Source organism: Streptomyces sp. XY431, from assembly GCF_001279805.1.
GTDB lineage: Bacteria > Actinomycetota > Actinomycetes > Streptomycetales > Streptomycetaceae > Kitasatospora > Kitasatospora purpeofusca.
Genome location: NZ_LGDO01000358.1, coordinates 1 through 14,087 on the forward strand (window position 1 = coordinate 1; position 14,087 = coordinate 14,087).

A 14,087-nucleotide genomic window follows, 5' to 3' on the forward strand; every position below is an offset into this window, starting at 1 on the left:
GCCGAGGCCGCCGCCGTCCGCGAAGCCGCCGACACCCACGCCGAACGCGTCCGCACCGAGGCCGAGACCGCCGCCGCCGACCTCACCGAACGCACCACCGCCGAGACCACCCGCCTCCGGGCCGAGGCCGAGGCCGCCGCGGCGGAGCTGCGCGAGCGGGCCGAGGCCGAGCGGACGCTCGCCGACGAGCAGGCCGCGACGGTCCGCGCCGAGGCCGGCCGCGAGCTGTCCGAGGCCCGGGCCACGGCCGCGACGATCCGGGCCGAGGCCGGCGAGGAGCTGGAGCAGGCCCGGCGCGACGGCGAGGAGCTGGTCGCCGAGGCCAGGACCGAGGCCGCCGCACTGGTCGAGGCCGCCGAGGAGGGGGCCGCCGAGGTCCGCCAGTCGGTGGCCGGGCTGCACGAGACCGCCTCGCAGCAGATCGCCGAACTCCGGGCCACCGCCGAGCGGGAGTCCGCGGAGCTGCGCGAGCAGGCCGAGCGGGCCGCCGCCGAACTGCGCGACACCGCCGACCGCGAGACCACCGAACTGCGGGCACTGGCCGACCGCGAGACCGCCGAGCTGCGCGACACGGTCGAGCACGAGGTGGCGGAGCTGCGCGCGACCGCCGAGCGGGAGACCGCCGACCTGCGGGCCCGCACCGACGCCGAGACGACCGCGCTGCGCGAGCAGACCGAGCTGGAACTGGCCGCCGAGCGCGAGGCCGCCGAGGCCGAGCTGGCCCGGCACCGGGCCGAGGCCCTGGCCTGGGACGAGCAGCTGCGCGCCGAGGCCGAGGACACGCTGCGGGCCGCCCAGGAGGCCGCCGAGCGGCAGCGCGCCGAGGCCGAGGAGCTGGCCGCCCGGACGGTGGCTGCCGGCGAGGACCGGGCCGCCGCCGGCATCGCCGAGGCGGAGGAGTTCGCCGCCGCGCTGCGGGCCGAGGCCGAGGAGTACGCGCTCGCCACCCGCACCCTCGCCGACGACTACGACGCCGACACCCACGCCCGCGCCGACGCCTACGACGCGGACACCCGCGAGGCCGCCGAGCAGTTCGACAAGTCCACCCGCGAGCACGCCAAGTCCGTACTGGAGAAGGCCTTCGCGGACGCCGAGTCGCTCGGCGAGGACGCCCGCACCACCGCGCTGGCCACCACCGCCGCCGCCGAGGAGCAGGCCGACGCGATGGTCGCCGCCGCCCGCAAGGAGGCCGACCGGCTGGTCGCGGCCGGCGAGGCCACCGGGCAGGAGGCCGTCGAGAAGGGCCGCTCGGACGCCGACGCGCTGCTGTCCGAGGCCCGCCGGGACGCCACCGCGATCCGCGAGCGCGCCGAGGAGCTGCGCGAGCGCACCGACGCCGAGGTCGAGGCCCTGCACGAGCGCGCCCGCAAGGAGAACGCGCAGGCCATGAAGTCGGCCGGCGAGCGGGTGGACGCCCTGGTGACGGCCGCCCAGGACCAGCTGACCGAGGCCGAGGAGCAGGCGGTCGCCACCGTCGCCGAGGCCGAGGACCGGGCGGCGGCGCTGGTCGCGGGCGCCGAGGACCGCGCCAACGAGCTGACCTCGGAGGCGTCGAGCGAGGCCAGCAAGGTCCGGCTGTCCGCCGTCCGCAAGGCCGAGGGCCTGCTGAAGGAGGCCGAGACCAAGCTCGCCAGCTCCACCGACCGCGCCGAGGCCCTGATCGTCAAGGCCGAGGCCAAGCTGAAGTCCGCCCAGGACGAGGCGGAGGAGCGGCTGGAGTCGGCCGCCGCCGAGGCCGAGAAGCGGCTGCGGGCCGCCGACCGGACCGCGGACGAGCAGATCGAACTCGCCCGGGCGGAGGCCGAGCGGCTGCTCGCCGAGGCCAGGGCCGAGGCGCAGCGGGTCACCGACGAGGGCCGGCGCGAGCTGGACGAACTGGTGCGCCGGCGCAAGGACATCAACACCGAGATCTCCAGGGTGCAGGACGTGCTGTCCGCGCTGGAGGCCTTCGAGGCACCGTCACCGGTCGCACAGGCAAACGGGGGAAGTACCAAGAAGGACGGGGGTGCCAAGGCCGGTGCCGGAATTGGCTCTCCCCGATCGGGTGGCAATCGCTCCAAGAGCGCACCACCCGATTGAGCGGACATTGTCCGCGGGACAACGGCGTTTCGCCGCCGACACTCCGGTACCGTGTCAGGATTCCCTCAACCACCTCAGCGGTTTGACGACAGGAAGCCCAGAACCCCATGAGCGACAGTCACTCCCCTCACGGCTTCGACCTGGTGCGCCGTGGGTACGAGCGTGCCCAGGTCGACGAGCGGATCACCAAGCTGGTGGCCGACCGTGACAGTGCCTTGACCCGGATCAGCGCACTCGAGAAGCGCATCGAGGAGCTCCACCTGGAGACCCAGACCGCCCAGGCGGCGGTCGCCGAGGCGGAGCCGTCGTACGCCGGTCTCGGTGCCCGGGTCGAGAAGATCCTGCGCCTCGCCGAGGAGGAGGCCAAGGACCTGCGCGAGGAGGCGCACCGCGCCGCCGAGCAGCACCGCGAGCTCGCCGAGGCCGCCGCCCAGCAGGTCCGCACCGAGGCCGAGAACTACGCCAAGGACCGCAAGGCCAAGGCGGAGGACGAGGGTCTGCGGATCGTCGACAAGGCCAAGAGCGACTCCGCCCAGCTGCGCGCCGAGGCCAACAAGGACGCGCAGAACAAGCGCGAGGAGGCGGACGCCCTCTTCGAGGAGACCCGCACCAAGGCCGCCCAGGCCGCGCTGGAGTTCGAGACCAACCTGGCGAAGCGCCGCGAGCAGTCCGAGCGCGACCTGGCCGCCCGTCAGGCCAAGGCCGAGAAGCGGCTGGCCGAGATCGAGCACCGGGCCGAGCAGCTGCGCCTGGAGGCCGAGAAGCTGCGCACCGACGCCGAGCGCCGCGCCCGCCAGACCGTCGAGACGGCCCAGCGCCAGTCCGAGGACATCGTGGCCGACGCCAACGCCAAGGCCGACCGCATCCGCAGCGAGTCCGAGCGCGAGCTGGCGGCGCTCACCAACCGCCGCGACAGCATCAACGCCCAGCTGACCAACGTCCGCGAGATGCTGGCCACGCTGACCGGCGCGGCCGTGGCCGCCGCCTCGCTGCCGAACGACGACACCATGGGCGTGCCCGCCCAGCAGTCGCGCTGACGCGATCCGCGAGCCCCGACGGCCCCCGCCCCTCCCGGGCGGGGGCCGTCGGGCATTCTCGGACCGGGTGGGCGGCTCAGCGCGGGTAGGCGCCGTCCGGCCGCTGGTGACCGTGGCTCAGCTGGTTGCCCTCGTCGTCCGAGACGGTGCCGAACCACGAGGTGCACCAGACCGACACCGAGTCCGGCCAGTACTGCACCTCGAACGGGTGCCCCGGTCCGTAGTCGCCGTACGAGGTGACGATGAACGTCTCCCCCGGGCGCATCCAGTAGTCCTCCCCCAGCGGCTCCAGGGTCAGTTCGAGCAGCCCCTCGCCCCGGTTGGTCAACGGGATCCGGCCGGTCACCTCCAACGCGGAGAAGTCCCAGCCGCCGGCCTCCGCACGTTCCTCCCTCATCCCGCCGCCACCACCCGCTCCAGCAGCCGGCGCGCGACCGCGTCGAAGGCCTCCGGCGCCTCGATCGCGCTCAGGTGCCCCACCCGGGGCAGCACGGTCAGCTCGGCGTCCGGCAGCGCCCGGGCCATCGACTCGGCCTCGGTGACGGGCATCAGCGCGTCCTCTGCGCCCGCCAGCACGGCGGCCGGCACCCGCACCCCGGCCAGGACGTCCAGCCGCTCCGGACGGGCCGCCATGGCCCGCTGCGCCCAGGCGACGGTGGCCGGCGGGGCGGCGGCGATCATCCCCTCCACCCGGTCCACCAGGTGCTGGGAGTCCGGCCCGAGCTGGACGGCCGCCATCCGCTCGTCGAGCAGCAGCCGCACGCTGTCCCGGGCCAGCACCGCGGCGGCGATCCGCTCCCGGTTGGCCCTGGCCGGCTCGGGGTCGGCGGTGGCCTTGGTGTTGGCCAGCAGCAGGCCCGCCAGCCGGTCGGGGTGGCGCTCGGCGAAGGCCAGCGCCACGTACCCGCCCATGGAGAGCCCGCCGAGCACCGTCCGGTCGATCCCGGCGGCGTCCAGCAGTCGGGCGACGTCGTCGGCGACGGTGTCCAGCGAGGGCTCCTCGGAGCCCAGCCCGGCACCGCCGAAGCCGCGCTGGTCCGGGGCGATCACCCGGGCCCGGTCCCCGGTCGGACCGGGCAGCGCCTCCAGTTGGGCGGACCACATGGCGGCACTGAGCGGAAAGGCGTGCAGCAGCACGAGGGGAGTTCCGGTACCGCTCTCGCGGACCGACACTGCGGAGGGGAGCTGGGTCATGGGGCCACCGTATTCCGGTGCGCCCGGCGGGCCCACTCAGCGGGCCACCTTGTCCGCTTTGTCATAGCCTGACGGAGAGTAAGGGAGCAGCGATGATCGAGTTGCACGACCTGACCAAACGTTACGGCAAGACCCTGGCCGTCGACCGGCTGAGCTTCAAGGTCCCGCAAGGCGTGGTCACCGGGTTCCTGGGGCCCAACGGTGCCGGGAAGTCCACCACGATGCGCATGATCCTCGACCTCGACCGTCCCACCGGCGGCCGGGTCACCATCGACGGCAGAAGATACGGACAGCTGAGCGAACCGCTCAAGTACATCGGCGCGCTGCTGGAGGCCAAGGCCGTCCACCCCGGCCGTACCGCCCGGGACCACCTGCTCTGGCTCGCCCAGAGCAACCGGATCCCGGTGCGCCGGGTGGACGAGGCGCTCGCCCTGGTCGGCCTCACCCCGGTCGCCCGCAAGCGGGCCCGCGGCTTCTCGCTCGGCATGGGCCAGCGCCTCGGCATCGCCTGCGCGCTGCTCGGGGACCCGGAGATCGTGATGTTCGACGAACCGGTGAACGGGCTCGACCCGGAGGGCATCCTCTGGATCCGCAACCTCATGAAGCGCCTCGCGGCCGAGGGCCGGACCGTCTTCGTCTCCTCCCACCTGATGAGCGAGATGGCCGTCACCGCGGACCACCTGGTGGTCATCGGCCGCGGCCGGCTGCTGGCCGACCTGCCGATGGCCGAGTTCATCCGGCGCAACTCGCGCTCCGCCGTCCGGCTGCGCAGCCCGCAGCCCGAGCGGCTGCTCGACGCGCTGGCCGGCGCCGGACTGCGGCACGAGGCGGGCCCGGCGGGCTCGGTCGAGGTGGTCGACGGCGACCTCGCCGCGCTCGGCGAACTGGCCGCCGCGAACGGCGTGGTGCTGCACGAACTCAGCCCGCAGCAGGCCTCGTTGGAGGAGGCGTTCATGCAGATGACGGCCGACGCGGTGGAGTACCACGCCGGCGACGGGCCGGGCCGGGACGCGGCCGGCGCACCCGGCGTCTGGGGCGCCGACTGGAAGGGCGGGCCGGCGGGGCAGCCGGCCGCCCGCGGCACGGAGGAGAACTGAGATGGCGTCCTTCCCCGCGGTCCTGCGCTCCGAGTGGACCAAGATCCGCAGTGTCCGCTCGACGATCTGGACCCTCGCGCTGACCTTCGTGGTCACCCTCGGCGTCGGTGCCCTGCTGTCGCTGCTGACCAACAACAACTTCGAGGAGTTCCGCAGCGACAACACCCCGTTCGACGCCACCGGCACCGCCTTCTCCGGCATCCTCCTCGGCGAGCTGGCCATCATCGTCTTCGGCGTACTGGCGATCGGGAACGAGTACAGCAGCGGGATGATCCGGGTCACCCTCGCGGCCGTCCCGCAGCGCGGCACCCTGCTCACCGGCAAGGCCGTGGTGCTCGGGGGGCTCGCCCTGGCCGTCTCGCTGGTGACGGCCTTCCTGACCTTCTTCACCGGCCAGGCGCTGCTCGGCGACCACTCCACCTCGCTGGGCGAACCGAACGTGCTGCGCGCGGTGTTCGGCGCCGCGCTCTACCTCACGATGCTCTGCCTCTTCTCGGCCGGGGTCACCACGATGCTGCACAACCAGACCCTCGCGCTGGGCGTGCTGGTGCCGTTCTTCTTCCTGCTCTCGCCGATCCTCTCGGCGGTGCCGGGCGCCAAGACCGTCGCCCACTACTTCCCCGACTACGCGGGCTCCCGGATGCTGCTGGTCTACGAGCAGGAAGGCCAGCCGTACGGGCCGTGGGCGGGCTTCCTGATCTGCCTGGCCTGGACCGTCGCCGCGCTGGTCGGCGGCGCGCTGGTGCTGAAGCGGCGCGACGCCTGAGCCGGGCGGGACGTCAGGACCGGTCGGTGCGGGTCAGTAGCGGGGAGCGCCGCGGCCGCGGAGCAGGTTCGAGGCCCGGCGCTCCCGAGCGCCCCAGCAGGCCCGGTGCCAGTGCCGCCGGTCGTCCACGCCCGCGCCGTGCAGCGGCCACGCCACCAAGTGCCCCGTCCCGGGCGGGATCTCCTGGTCGCAGCCCGGGCAGCGGTAGTGCCGTCCGGCCGTCCCGGCGACCGTCTGCACCACCCAGTCGTCGCCCTGGTAGCTCTCGGTCCGTCGCATCGAGCTGCCCATCGGGGCGGCCGGCTCCGCCCGGTCCGGTTCGGCGGCGCTCTTGATCCGGTTGCGTCGGGGCGACACGTCGGGCTACCTCTCTGCGGGGTGTCGGGAACCGTTCCAGCGTACGGCCGCTCACCGCCCGGGTGGGCCACTATCACGGCATCGGAGGATGATCGGCTGTTTCCCGTGAGATCCACCCGATTCTCTGGGAAATTGGTGGTTCGGCGTGCCATTGGCACATGACATGGGCTACTCACGAGGGGACAGGCGGGGCCCGCAGACCCTGCGCGCACCCGAGGAGGCCTCACCATGACCCGAACCAGCACCCGCGCCGAGACCCGCCGGCCCATCGGGGTCCGCCCGCCGGCCCCCGGCCCGGCGCTGACCCCCACCACCGTGACGGCCGCCGCCGGCACCCCGCTGCCGGCGGACCGGCGCACCGGCGCCGCCACCGCGGACACCGCCCCCGTCCAGGTCGGCGCGTTCCTGCTCTCGGCGCAGTTCCCCGGCCAGACCCACGGGGAGGCGCTCGACCGCACCGTCCGCGCCGCCGTCGCGGCCGAACAGGCGGGACTCGACAGCGTCTGGCTGGCCGAACACCACTTCGTCCCGTACGGGGTCTGCCCCAACGCCGCCACCCTGGCCGCACTGCTGCTCGGCCGGACCAGGCGGATCGGCATCGGCACGGCGGTCAGCGTGCTCTCCACCACCCATCCGGTGGCCCTCGGCGAACAGGCGGCGCTGCTCCACCTCACCTCCGACGGACGCTTCACGCTCGGGGTGGGGCGCGGCGGCCCGTGGATCGACCTGGAGGTGTTCGGCGGCGGTGTCGACGCCTTCGAACAGGGCTTCCCGGAGCGGCTCGACCTGCTGCTGCGCTGGCTGCGCGGCACCCGGGTGGGCGCGGCCGGGCCGCAGTTCACCTTCCCCGAGGTCGCCGTGGTGCCCCGGGCCACCGAGCCGCCCCGGCAGCCGGACCTCGGCGCCTGGCTGGGCCTCGACGACCGGACCGGCACGCTGCGCTTCCCCCGGCAGCGCCAGGACGCCGACGGCTCCGCCGAGGAGCTCACCGCCACCGGCCGGCCGGTGGCCGGCCCGCCGATGGTGGTCGCCTGCACCTCGCCCGGCGGGGTCCGCACCGCCGCCGAACGGGGTCTGCCGATGCTGCTGGGCATGCACTCCGGCGACGAGGACAAGCTGAACATGCTGGAGCTCTACCGTTCCGCCTGGCTGGCGGCCGGGCGCGGCGAGGAGCAGCTGCGGCGGATCACCCGCCAGCACGTCGCGGCCGGGGTCGCCCAGGTCGACGACCGTGCCTCGACGGCCCGGGCCACCCTGCTGCGCGCCATGCCCGGCTGGTTCGAGTTCGGGCTCGGCGCCCACCGCACGGTGGACGGCCGGGAGCGGAAGATGCGGGACCCGCACCAGTACACCGAGCTGCTCTGCGACCTGCACGCGGTCGGGACCCCCAGGCAGTGCGCGGACCGGCTGCTGGCCACCGCCGAGCGGACCGGCATCCGCCGGTTCGCGCTGCTCGCCGAGGGCAGCGGCGACCGGGAGGCCACCCTGCACAACATCGCCCGGATCGGCTCCGAGGTCCTGCCGCAGCTGGGATGACACCCGGCTGCCGGGCCCCCCGCGACGGGGCCCGGCAGCCACCCGGAAACAACAGGCGAGCGGGCGACCCCGCCCCGAGGCCCCACAGACGAGCGGGCGACTACGACTAACAGTCCCGGAGTTCGTCGGACTGGTTGAGGAGCTGCTCACGGACCGAGGTGAAGCGGTCGTACCGCTTCTTGTTGGCGGAGGACGGCCGGAAGACCGCCACCCGGTGACAGTTCTGGAAGGCGAGGCGGACGCCGAAGTGCCGTTCCAGGGCCCCCCGGATGGCGTCGCTGGCCAGTGCCCGCAGGAGCTGGCCGCGGGCCTGCTCGCTGGGCGGCGGTACGTGGTTGTCGGCGAAGTCGGTGCCGTCGACCTCGGCCCGGGCGACCAGCGAGCTGATCAGCTCCCAGGCGTACGGCAGGGAGACGCGGACGCAGTCGACGAACTCCCGCTCGTCGACCTCGTCCCGCGCGGCCTTCTCCAGCAGGGCCGGTGAGACGTCGAGCGACATGGATTCTCCTCTCGCGGTCCGCCCACGCGGCGCGCGGGCGGTGATGCGTAGTCCAAGTCAGAGCTGAGGGTGAGGGTGCAGGCGCGTCTGTGTCCGGAACACCGTCGGACGGGTGTGACGCCGTCGGACGACCGTGTTTCCGGCAACACGCCAGGCAGGGGCGCCGCTGGTCCGTCGAGGGACGCGGCCGGGGCGCCGCCCGCTCAGAACAGCGTGGCAGCCAACGACGGACCAGACCGGTGGTTCCGGCGGATTCCTCCGGGAATACGCCCCCGTGCACCGGATTGGCCGGAACCTGTCGGATCGTTCATCTGAAGTCTCCATCCCCGTTGACAGCGCTCCCGCAAGCAAGCCGTCACACACCGTAGCTGTCTATGGTGATGGCCGCCAGGGTGCCGACAGGCTTTGACGGGATCGCAGGGCATCCATCGTGGCGGGGTTCGCGGATTCTTCACCCCGTCGTCGTGGAATCGCATCAACTGGCCCCGGTGGGCTAGCGTGGTCGACCGTGCGTCTCGTAATTGCCCGCTGCTCAGTCGACTATGCCGGTCGGCTCTCCGCCCATCTGCCCTCCGCCACCAGGCTCATCCTGGTCAAGGCCGACGGCAGCGTCAGCATCCACGCCGACGACCGCGCCTACAAGCCGCTCAACTGGATGTCCCCGCCGTGCGTCCTCAAGGAGGCCGACGGGGTCTGGACGGTGGAGAACAAGGCCGGCGAGAAGCTCATCATCACGCTGGAGGAGGTGCTGCACGATTCCTCCCACGAACTCGGGGTGGACCCCGGACTCATCAAGGACGGTGTCGAGGCACACCTCCAGGAGCTGCTCGCGGACCGGATGGAGGTGCTCGGCGCCGGCTGGTCGCTGATCCGCCGCGAGTATCCGACCGCGATCGGCCCCGTGGACATCCTGTGCCGCGACTCCGACGGCGCGACGGTCGCCGTGGAGATCAAGCGGCGCGGCGAGATCGACGGCGTCGAACAGCTCACCCGGTACCTGGAACTGCTCAACCGGGACCCGCTGCTGGCCCCGGTGAAGGGCATCTTCGCCGCGCAGGAGATCAAGCCCCAGGCCCGCGTGCTGGCCACCGACCGCGGCATCGGCTGCGTGGTGCTGGACTACGACGGGCTGCGCGGCATCGACGACGACAAGCTCAAGCTGTTCTGACCCCCGGCCGGCCGGTCAACCGGCCGGCGAGGACGCCGGAGTGGACGTCGTCGGGCTCGCCGAGCCCGACGGCGTCGTCGGTTCGGTAGGCGTCGGGGGCTGGGTCGGGGTCTGACTCGCCGTCGGGGAGGCCGTGGAGGGGGACGGGCTGGGCTCCCCGGTCGGCGGGGTGCCGCCGCCACCGGTCGTCCCGCCCGTGGTCCCACCGGTCGTTCCGCCGCCGCTCGTACCGCCCGTGCCACCGCCCGTACCGCCCCCGGTGCCGCCCCCGGGGGGCTGCGGCGGGTTGGGGGCCTGGGTCTGCGGCGGAGTGGTGCCGGTGCTCGCCCCCGGGCTCGGCGAACCGCTCGGCTTCTTCGAGGCCGAGGCCGAACCCGAGGCCGACGGCGAGCCGGAGGGCGTCCGGGAGGCCGTGGCGCCACCGCTCGACGGGGTACCGGCCGCCGACTGCTCCAGGACCGGCCCACCCGTCGCTCCGGTGGCCGGCAGGGTGACCGGCGAGGAGGCCCCGGAGGCCGTCGGCCGGGGCGAGGAGGGACGCGGCGAGGTCTCGGCACCGGGCAGCGTGGAGCCGTCGTCGCTGCTGCTGTGCGGGTCGTTGCCGCGGTCCTCCCCGGTCACCGTCAGCCCGACCGCCGTCCCAAGCACCCCCAGCGCCAGCACCGCCGCCGAGGCGGCGACGACCGCCCGCCTGCTCCGGCCGGGACCGGCCGCCGCGGCGGCGCCGATCCGCAGCGGCACCCGCGCGATGGCCCGGATACCGGGCCTGCGGACCGACGCCGAGCCCGCGGGCGCCGCGGCCGACAGCTGGCGGCCCTCGGCCCGCAGCAGATCGAGCATCCGGCGCGCCCCGGCCGCCCCGCGCACCTCGCCGAGCGCCGACCGCAGCGTCAGCGCGGCCTCCAACTCGGTGACGGCCCGCCCGGGTTCGTGGACGCAGAGGGCGTACACGCCGAGCTCGTGGTGGAACCAGGCCTCGTCGGCCCCGGCCCCGGTCCGCCGGGCCGCCTCCAGGCCGAGCTGCAGCGCCCGCTCCCAGGCCCCCCAGCGCAGCGCCAGGGCCAGGGCCGGGGCCGCCGCCCGGGCCAGCCGCCGCACCGAGTCGTGCCGCCCGGCGGCCCGGTCGGCGAGCAGCACGCCGATCACCACCTCGGCCTCGGCCGCGATCTGCGGCAGCGAGACCGAGGAGTGCCCGACCCACCAGGAGAAGTGCTGGGCGGCACCGTCCACGCTGTCCCGGGCCGGCCAGTGCGGGGCGAGCAGTTCCAGCGCCCCGGCGGTCAGCCGGTGGTGGCCGCCGATCGAGACCGCGAGTCCGGCGTCGGCGAGTTCGGCGAGCGCGCTCTCGCCCTGGCCGACGTCGATCAGGGCGGGCAGGTGCGGGGCGGTCGGGCACTCGCCGCCGAGGGCCACCGAGAGCCTCAGCACGGCCTGCGCGGTCTCGCTCAGCCCCTCGGCCAGCCGGACGGCGGGGAGGGTGGACTCGGCGACCGAGGGCAGCGGCACGGTGCCCCGCAGCGCCGCCTCGCGGACCGCCGGGTCGGGGTCGTGGACGGGCTCCCGGACGGCGCCGAAGACGTCCATCCGGTCCTCCTCGGCGGCGACCAGCGCGTCCACCGCGACGTCCCGCTGCCGCAGCAGTGCGGCGGCCTGGACGAAGCGCAGCGGCAGGCCCTCGGACTCGAACCAGAGGTCCACCGCCCAGGCCTTCTCGGCCGCGTCCAGGGGCCGTCCGGCCAGCCGGGCGGCGAGGGCCAGGCAGGCCTGCCGGGAGAGGCCGGCCACCAGGTGGTCCTGGAGCCGGGAGTCGGCCGGGAGCAGCGGGCCGTCGGCGGCGGAGGAGATCAGGAAGGCGCAGTCGGGGGCGGTGGCGAGCAGCGCCTCCAGTTCGGCGCCGTCGGGTTCGACCTCGTCGATGACGACGATCGCGCCGACGCCCGCGAGGTGCTCGGCGAGCTGGCCGGGGTCGGGGCGGAAGCCGGGGGCGTGGTGGGTCGCGGCGAAGAGCTCCTGGAGCAGGTCGGCGGCGGTGCGCCGGTGGCCGCGGAGCTGGACCACGCCGCCGGGGGCGAGGTCGCCGGCGGCCGCGGCGACGGCCGACAGCAGGGTGCTGCGGCCGGAGCCGGCCTGGCCGACCAGGCGTATCGAGCGCCCCTCGGCGAGCAGGCCGAGCAGTTGGGCGATGTCGGCCTCGCGGTCGAGCAGCAGGAGGTCGGCGGGGCCGGCGCCGAGCGCGAGCGGGCCGACCTGGCGGCCGGGGTCGCCGGCCGGGCCGCGGGCGGGTGTTCCCGGCCCGGTCCGGCGGGGGCGGGGGCGCCACTCCTCGGGACAGGGCCGGACCTCGGAGCCCTCGGGGCCGCCGACTCCCACCAGCAGTCCGCCGGAGACGAGTTCACCGTTCCGGGTGCGCACTGACTCCTGCCGGAAGTCCCCGGTTGGCTGTGCCACGTTCTGCTCCGCCCCGCGCTCGCGCCGTCGCTCCGTACCGGCCGGCGTCGTCCGCGGCCCGGGGCCGGGCCCCGGCGGCCGTTTCCTGACGCCAGACTCTCGCACATCAGCGCCCACCCGCGCAGCGTCGGGCCGTCACCGGCCGCCCGGCGCAAGGGCTTGCGGGGGCCGGGGCCGGGCCGGGGGTGTGTCCGGGGCTGTCGCCGGGGATGTGTCCGGGGCTGTCAGAGGGCCGGCAGGGTGGCGCCGAGGGGTTCGGCGGTGACGCCCTCGACGGCGAGGATGCGGTGCAGCCGGGTGGCCACCAGGAGGCGCTGGAGCTGGGCCGGGACGGAGCGGAGCACCAGCCGGCGCCCGATCCGGCCGGCCCGGCGGTGGGTGCCCATGATCACGCCCAGACCGGTGGCGTCCCAGAACTCCAGCCGGCCGAGGTCGAGCACGAGGTCGCCGAGGCCGCCGTCGACGGCCTGGTGCAGCCGCGCCCGCGCGTCGGCGGCGGTACGCACGTCGAGGCGGCCTTCGAGGGCCAGCGCCACGTGGTTGCCGGTGATGCGCATGCTCTCCTCCTCCGCGGGGCGGGCCCGGCGTGCCGGGGCGGACCGGGCTCGGCGCCGGTCCTGGCGGTCGGTGCCGCCGGGTGTCGGTGGCCGGGTGGGTCTCGGTGGGGACGGGTGCCGCCGGCGGTGCCGGGCCGGGGGCGGTGACGCTCCGGGCGCCGGGCGGGCCCAGCGGCCCCGCGCGCCGGCCCCGGACGGAATGCCGGGTTCCCCGTCATCCATCTGACGGCGTGCCGGGCCCTCGGGTTGCTGGTTCCGGCCGGATCTGAAGCAACTTCACTCGTCCGAGGGAATATACGCAGGAACTCTCCACACTTACGCTCGATTACCGCCCAAATCACCCGTCTGCGGCACCGGCGTGAGGAAACTCACCAGGCTCGGCAGAACGGGCCGCGCGGTCCCACGACCGCACGGCCCGTCCGATCCGTCGGCTCAGCCGGCGGCGGTCACTTGCCCGGGTACGGGTAGAAGCCGCGGCCGCTCTTGCGACCCAGGTCACCGGCGGTGACCATGCGCGCCATGATCTCCGGGGCGGCGAACTTCTCGTCCTGGGTCTCGCTGTAGATGTTCCGCGCGGCGTGCAGCAGGATGTCCACGCCGGTCAGGTCGGCGGTCTCCAGCGGGCCCATCGGGTGGCCGAAGCCGAGCCGGCAGGCGGCGTCGATGTCCTCGGCGGAGGCGACGCCCGACTCGTAGAGCTTGGCGGCCTCGACGACCAGGGCGGTGATCAGGCGGGTGGTGACGAAACCGGCCACATCGCGGTTGACCACCACGACGTCCTTGCCGACGCCCTCGGCGAAGGCCCGGGCGGTGGCCAGCGTCTCGTCGCTGGTCTTGTAGCCGCGGACCAGCTCGACCAGCTTCATCAGCGGCACCGGCGAGAAGAAGTGCACGCCGACGACGGACTCGGGGCGCGAGGTGGCGGCGGCGATCCGGGTGATCGGGATGGCGGAGGTGTTGGAGGCGAGCACCGCGCCGTCCTTGGCGAGCTTGTCGAGCTCCTTGAAGACGCCCTCCTTGACCTCCAGCTGCTCGAACACCGCCTCGACCACGATGTCCGCCTCGGCGACCGCGCCGAGGTCGGTGGTGGTGGTGATCCGGCCGAGCGCCGCCTCGGCGTCCTCGGCGGTGAGCCGGCCCTTGGAGACGAACTTGTCGTACGAGGCGCGGATGCCGTCGAGGCCCCGGCGCAGCGCCTCCTCGGTCACGTCGCGCAGGACCACCGGGTGCCCGGCCTGGGCGGAGACCTGGGCGATGCCGGCGCCCATCAGGCCGGCCCCGATCACGGCGATCTGCTTGCTGGACGCACTGCTCATGGCTTGGTCTCCCGATGCCGTCGCCGCCCTGGT

13 protein-coding genes are annotated in these 14,087 nt (G+C 74.6%); 6 read left to right on the forward strand and 7 right to left on the reverse strand.

Annotated elements, in window-relative coordinates:
- Both ADK60_RS26120 and ADK60_RS26125 read left to right on the forward strand, forming a co-directional pair.
- The coding region (locus ADK60_RS26120) for a polarized growth protein Scy-related protein (RefSeq protein WP_502687458.1) at positions 1 to 2,079 on the forward strand (2,079 nt) is incomplete at its 5' end.
- A gap of 107 nt (positions 2,080 to 2,186) precedes the next feature.
- On the forward strand, positions 2,187 to 3,116 hold the full coding sequence (locus tag ADK60_RS26125) for a coiled-coil domain-containing protein (protein ID WP_030302799.1): 930 nt from the start codon (positions 2,187 to 2,189) through the stop codon (positions 3,114 to 3,116).
- Between the two features lie 76 nt (positions 3,117 to 3,192).
- On the opposite strand, the gene ADK60_RS26130 is transcribed toward ADK60_RS26125, so the two are convergent.
- The gene (locus ADK60_RS26130) at positions 3,193 to 3,513 is read right to left on the reverse strand and encodes a hypothetical protein (RefSeq protein WP_053649243.1); all 321 of its coding nucleotides are present in this window, start codon (positions 3,511 to 3,513) and stop codon (positions 3,193 to 3,195) included.
- Positions 3,510 to 4,310 carry an alpha/beta fold hydrolase gene (locus tag ADK60_RS26135; protein WP_045941611.1) on the reverse strand — a complete coding sequence of 267 codons (801 nt, stop codon included), beginning with the start codon at positions 4,308 to 4,310 and terminating at the stop codon, positions 3,510 to 3,512. Before ADK60_RS26135 ends, ADK60_RS26130 begins: the two co-directional genes overlap by 4 nt.
- 92 nt (positions 4,311 to 4,402) lie before the next feature.
- On the opposite strand from ADK60_RS26135, the gene ADK60_RS26140 reads away from it, so the two are divergent.
- Together ADK60_RS26140 and ADK60_RS26145 are read left to right on the forward strand one after the other, a co-directional pair.
- Positions 4,403 to 5,407, forward strand: a complete 1,005-nt coding sequence (locus ADK60_RS26140; RefSeq protein WP_045941612.1) for an ABC transporter ATP-binding protein — start codon at positions 4,403 to 4,405, stop codon at positions 5,405 to 5,407.
- 1 nt (position 5,408) lies between these two features.
- Positions 5,409 to 6,173, forward strand: a complete 765-nt coding sequence (locus tag ADK60_RS26145) for an ABC transporter permease subunit (protein WP_045941613.1) — start codon at positions 5,409 to 5,411, stop codon at positions 6,171 to 6,173.
- Between the two features lie 33 nt (positions 6,174 to 6,206).
- Here the strand turns inward: ADK60_RS26145 and ADK60_RS26150 are convergent, their stop codons facing one another.
- On the reverse strand, positions 6,207 to 6,530 hold the full coding sequence (locus ADK60_RS26150; RefSeq protein WP_030392768.1) for an Rv1322 family protein: 324 nt from the start codon (positions 6,528 to 6,530) through the stop codon (positions 6,207 to 6,209).
- A 228-nt stretch (positions 6,531 to 6,758) separates the two neighbouring features.
- On the opposite strand from ADK60_RS26150, the gene ADK60_RS26155 reads away from it, so the two are divergent.
- Positions 6,759 to 8,066 (forward strand): LLM class flavin-dependent oxidoreductase, encoded by a 1,308-nt coding sequence (locus tag ADK60_RS26155; protein WP_079008693.1) that lies wholly within the window; start codon positions 6,759 to 6,761, stop codon positions 8,064 to 8,066.
- A 106-nt stretch (positions 8,067 to 8,172) separates the two neighbouring features.
- Here ADK60_RS26155 and ADK60_RS26160 read toward each other — a convergent pair whose 3' ends face one another.
- Entirely contained in the window at positions 8,173 to 8,565 is a 393-nt protein-coding gene (locus ADK60_RS26160) for an SCO5389 family protein (protein WP_045941614.1), read from the reverse strand.
- A 508-nt stretch (positions 8,566 to 9,073) separates the two neighbouring features.
- Between ADK60_RS26160 and nucS the strand changes: the two genes are divergently transcribed.
- Complete coding sequence (gene nucS / locus ADK60_RS26165; RefSeq protein WP_045941615.1) at positions 9,074 to 9,733, forward strand: endonuclease NucS; 660 nt, start codon at positions 9,074 to 9,076, stop codon at positions 9,731 to 9,733.
- Positions 9,734 to 9,748: 15 nt separating this feature from the next.
- Here the strand turns inward: nucS and ADK60_RS26170 are convergent, their stop codons facing one another.
- The 3 genes from ADK60_RS26170 to ADK60_RS26180 all read right to left on the reverse strand — a co-directional run bounded on the left by ADK60_RS26170 (position 9,749) and on the right by ADK60_RS26180 (position 14,054).
- A complete protein-coding gene (locus ADK60_RS26170; protein WP_053649246.1) occupies positions 9,749 to 12,145 on the reverse strand; it encodes a hypothetical protein in 2,397 nt (798 codons plus the stop codon).
- A gap of 260 nt (positions 12,146 to 12,405) precedes the next feature.
- Complete coding sequence (locus ADK60_RS26175) at positions 12,406 to 12,738, reverse strand: STAS domain-containing protein (protein ID WP_030392773.1); 333 nt, start codon at positions 12,736 to 12,738, stop codon at positions 12,406 to 12,408.
- Between the two features lie 446 nt (positions 12,739 to 13,184).
- Positions 13,185 to 14,054, reverse strand: coding sequence for a 3-hydroxyacyl-CoA dehydrogenase family protein (locus tag ADK60_RS26180; protein ID WP_053649248.1), 870 nt, complete (start codon positions 14,052 to 14,054; stop codon positions 13,185 to 13,187).
- Between the last annotated feature and the right edge of the window lie 33 nt (positions 14,055 to 14,087).

Excerpts from the sequence above, each read along its gene's own strand:
- ADK60_RS26125 (WP_030302799.1), top strand. The coding sequence starts at position 2,187 with ATGAGCGACAGTCACTCCCCTCACGGCTTCGACCTGGTGCGCCGTGGG.
- ADK60_RS26130 (WP_053649243.1), bottom strand. The coding sequence starts at position 3,513 with ATGAGGGAGGAACGTGCGGAGGCCGGCGGCTGGGACTTCTCCGCGTTG.
- ADK60_RS26135 (WP_045941611.1), bottom strand. The coding sequence starts at position 4,310 with ATGACCCAGCTCCCCTCCGCAGTGTCGGTCCGCGAGAGCGGTACCGGA.
- ADK60_RS26140 (WP_045941612.1), top strand. The coding sequence starts at position 4,403 with ATGATCGAGTTGCACGACCTGACCAAACGTTACGGCAAGACCCTGGCC.
- ADK60_RS26145 (WP_045941613.1), top strand. The coding sequence starts at position 5,409 with ATGGCGTCCTTCCCCGCGGTCCTGCGCTCCGAGTGGACCAAGATCCGC.
- ADK60_RS26155 (WP_079008693.1), top strand. The coding sequence starts at position 6,759 with ATGACCCGAACCAGCACCCGCGCCGAGACCCGCCGGCCCATCGGGGTC.
- ADK60_RS26160 (WP_045941614.1), bottom strand. The coding sequence starts at position 8,565 with ATGTCGCTCGACGTCTCACCGGCCCTGCTGGAGAAGGCCGCGCGGGAC.
- ADK60_RS26175 (WP_030392773.1), bottom strand. The coding sequence starts at position 12,738 with ATGCGCATCACCGGCAACCACGTGGCGCTGGCCCTCGAAGGCCGCCTC.
- ADK60_RS26180 (WP_053649248.1), bottom strand. The coding sequence starts at position 14,054 with ATGAGCAGTGCGTCCAGCAAGCAGATCGCCGTGATCGGGGCCGGCCTG.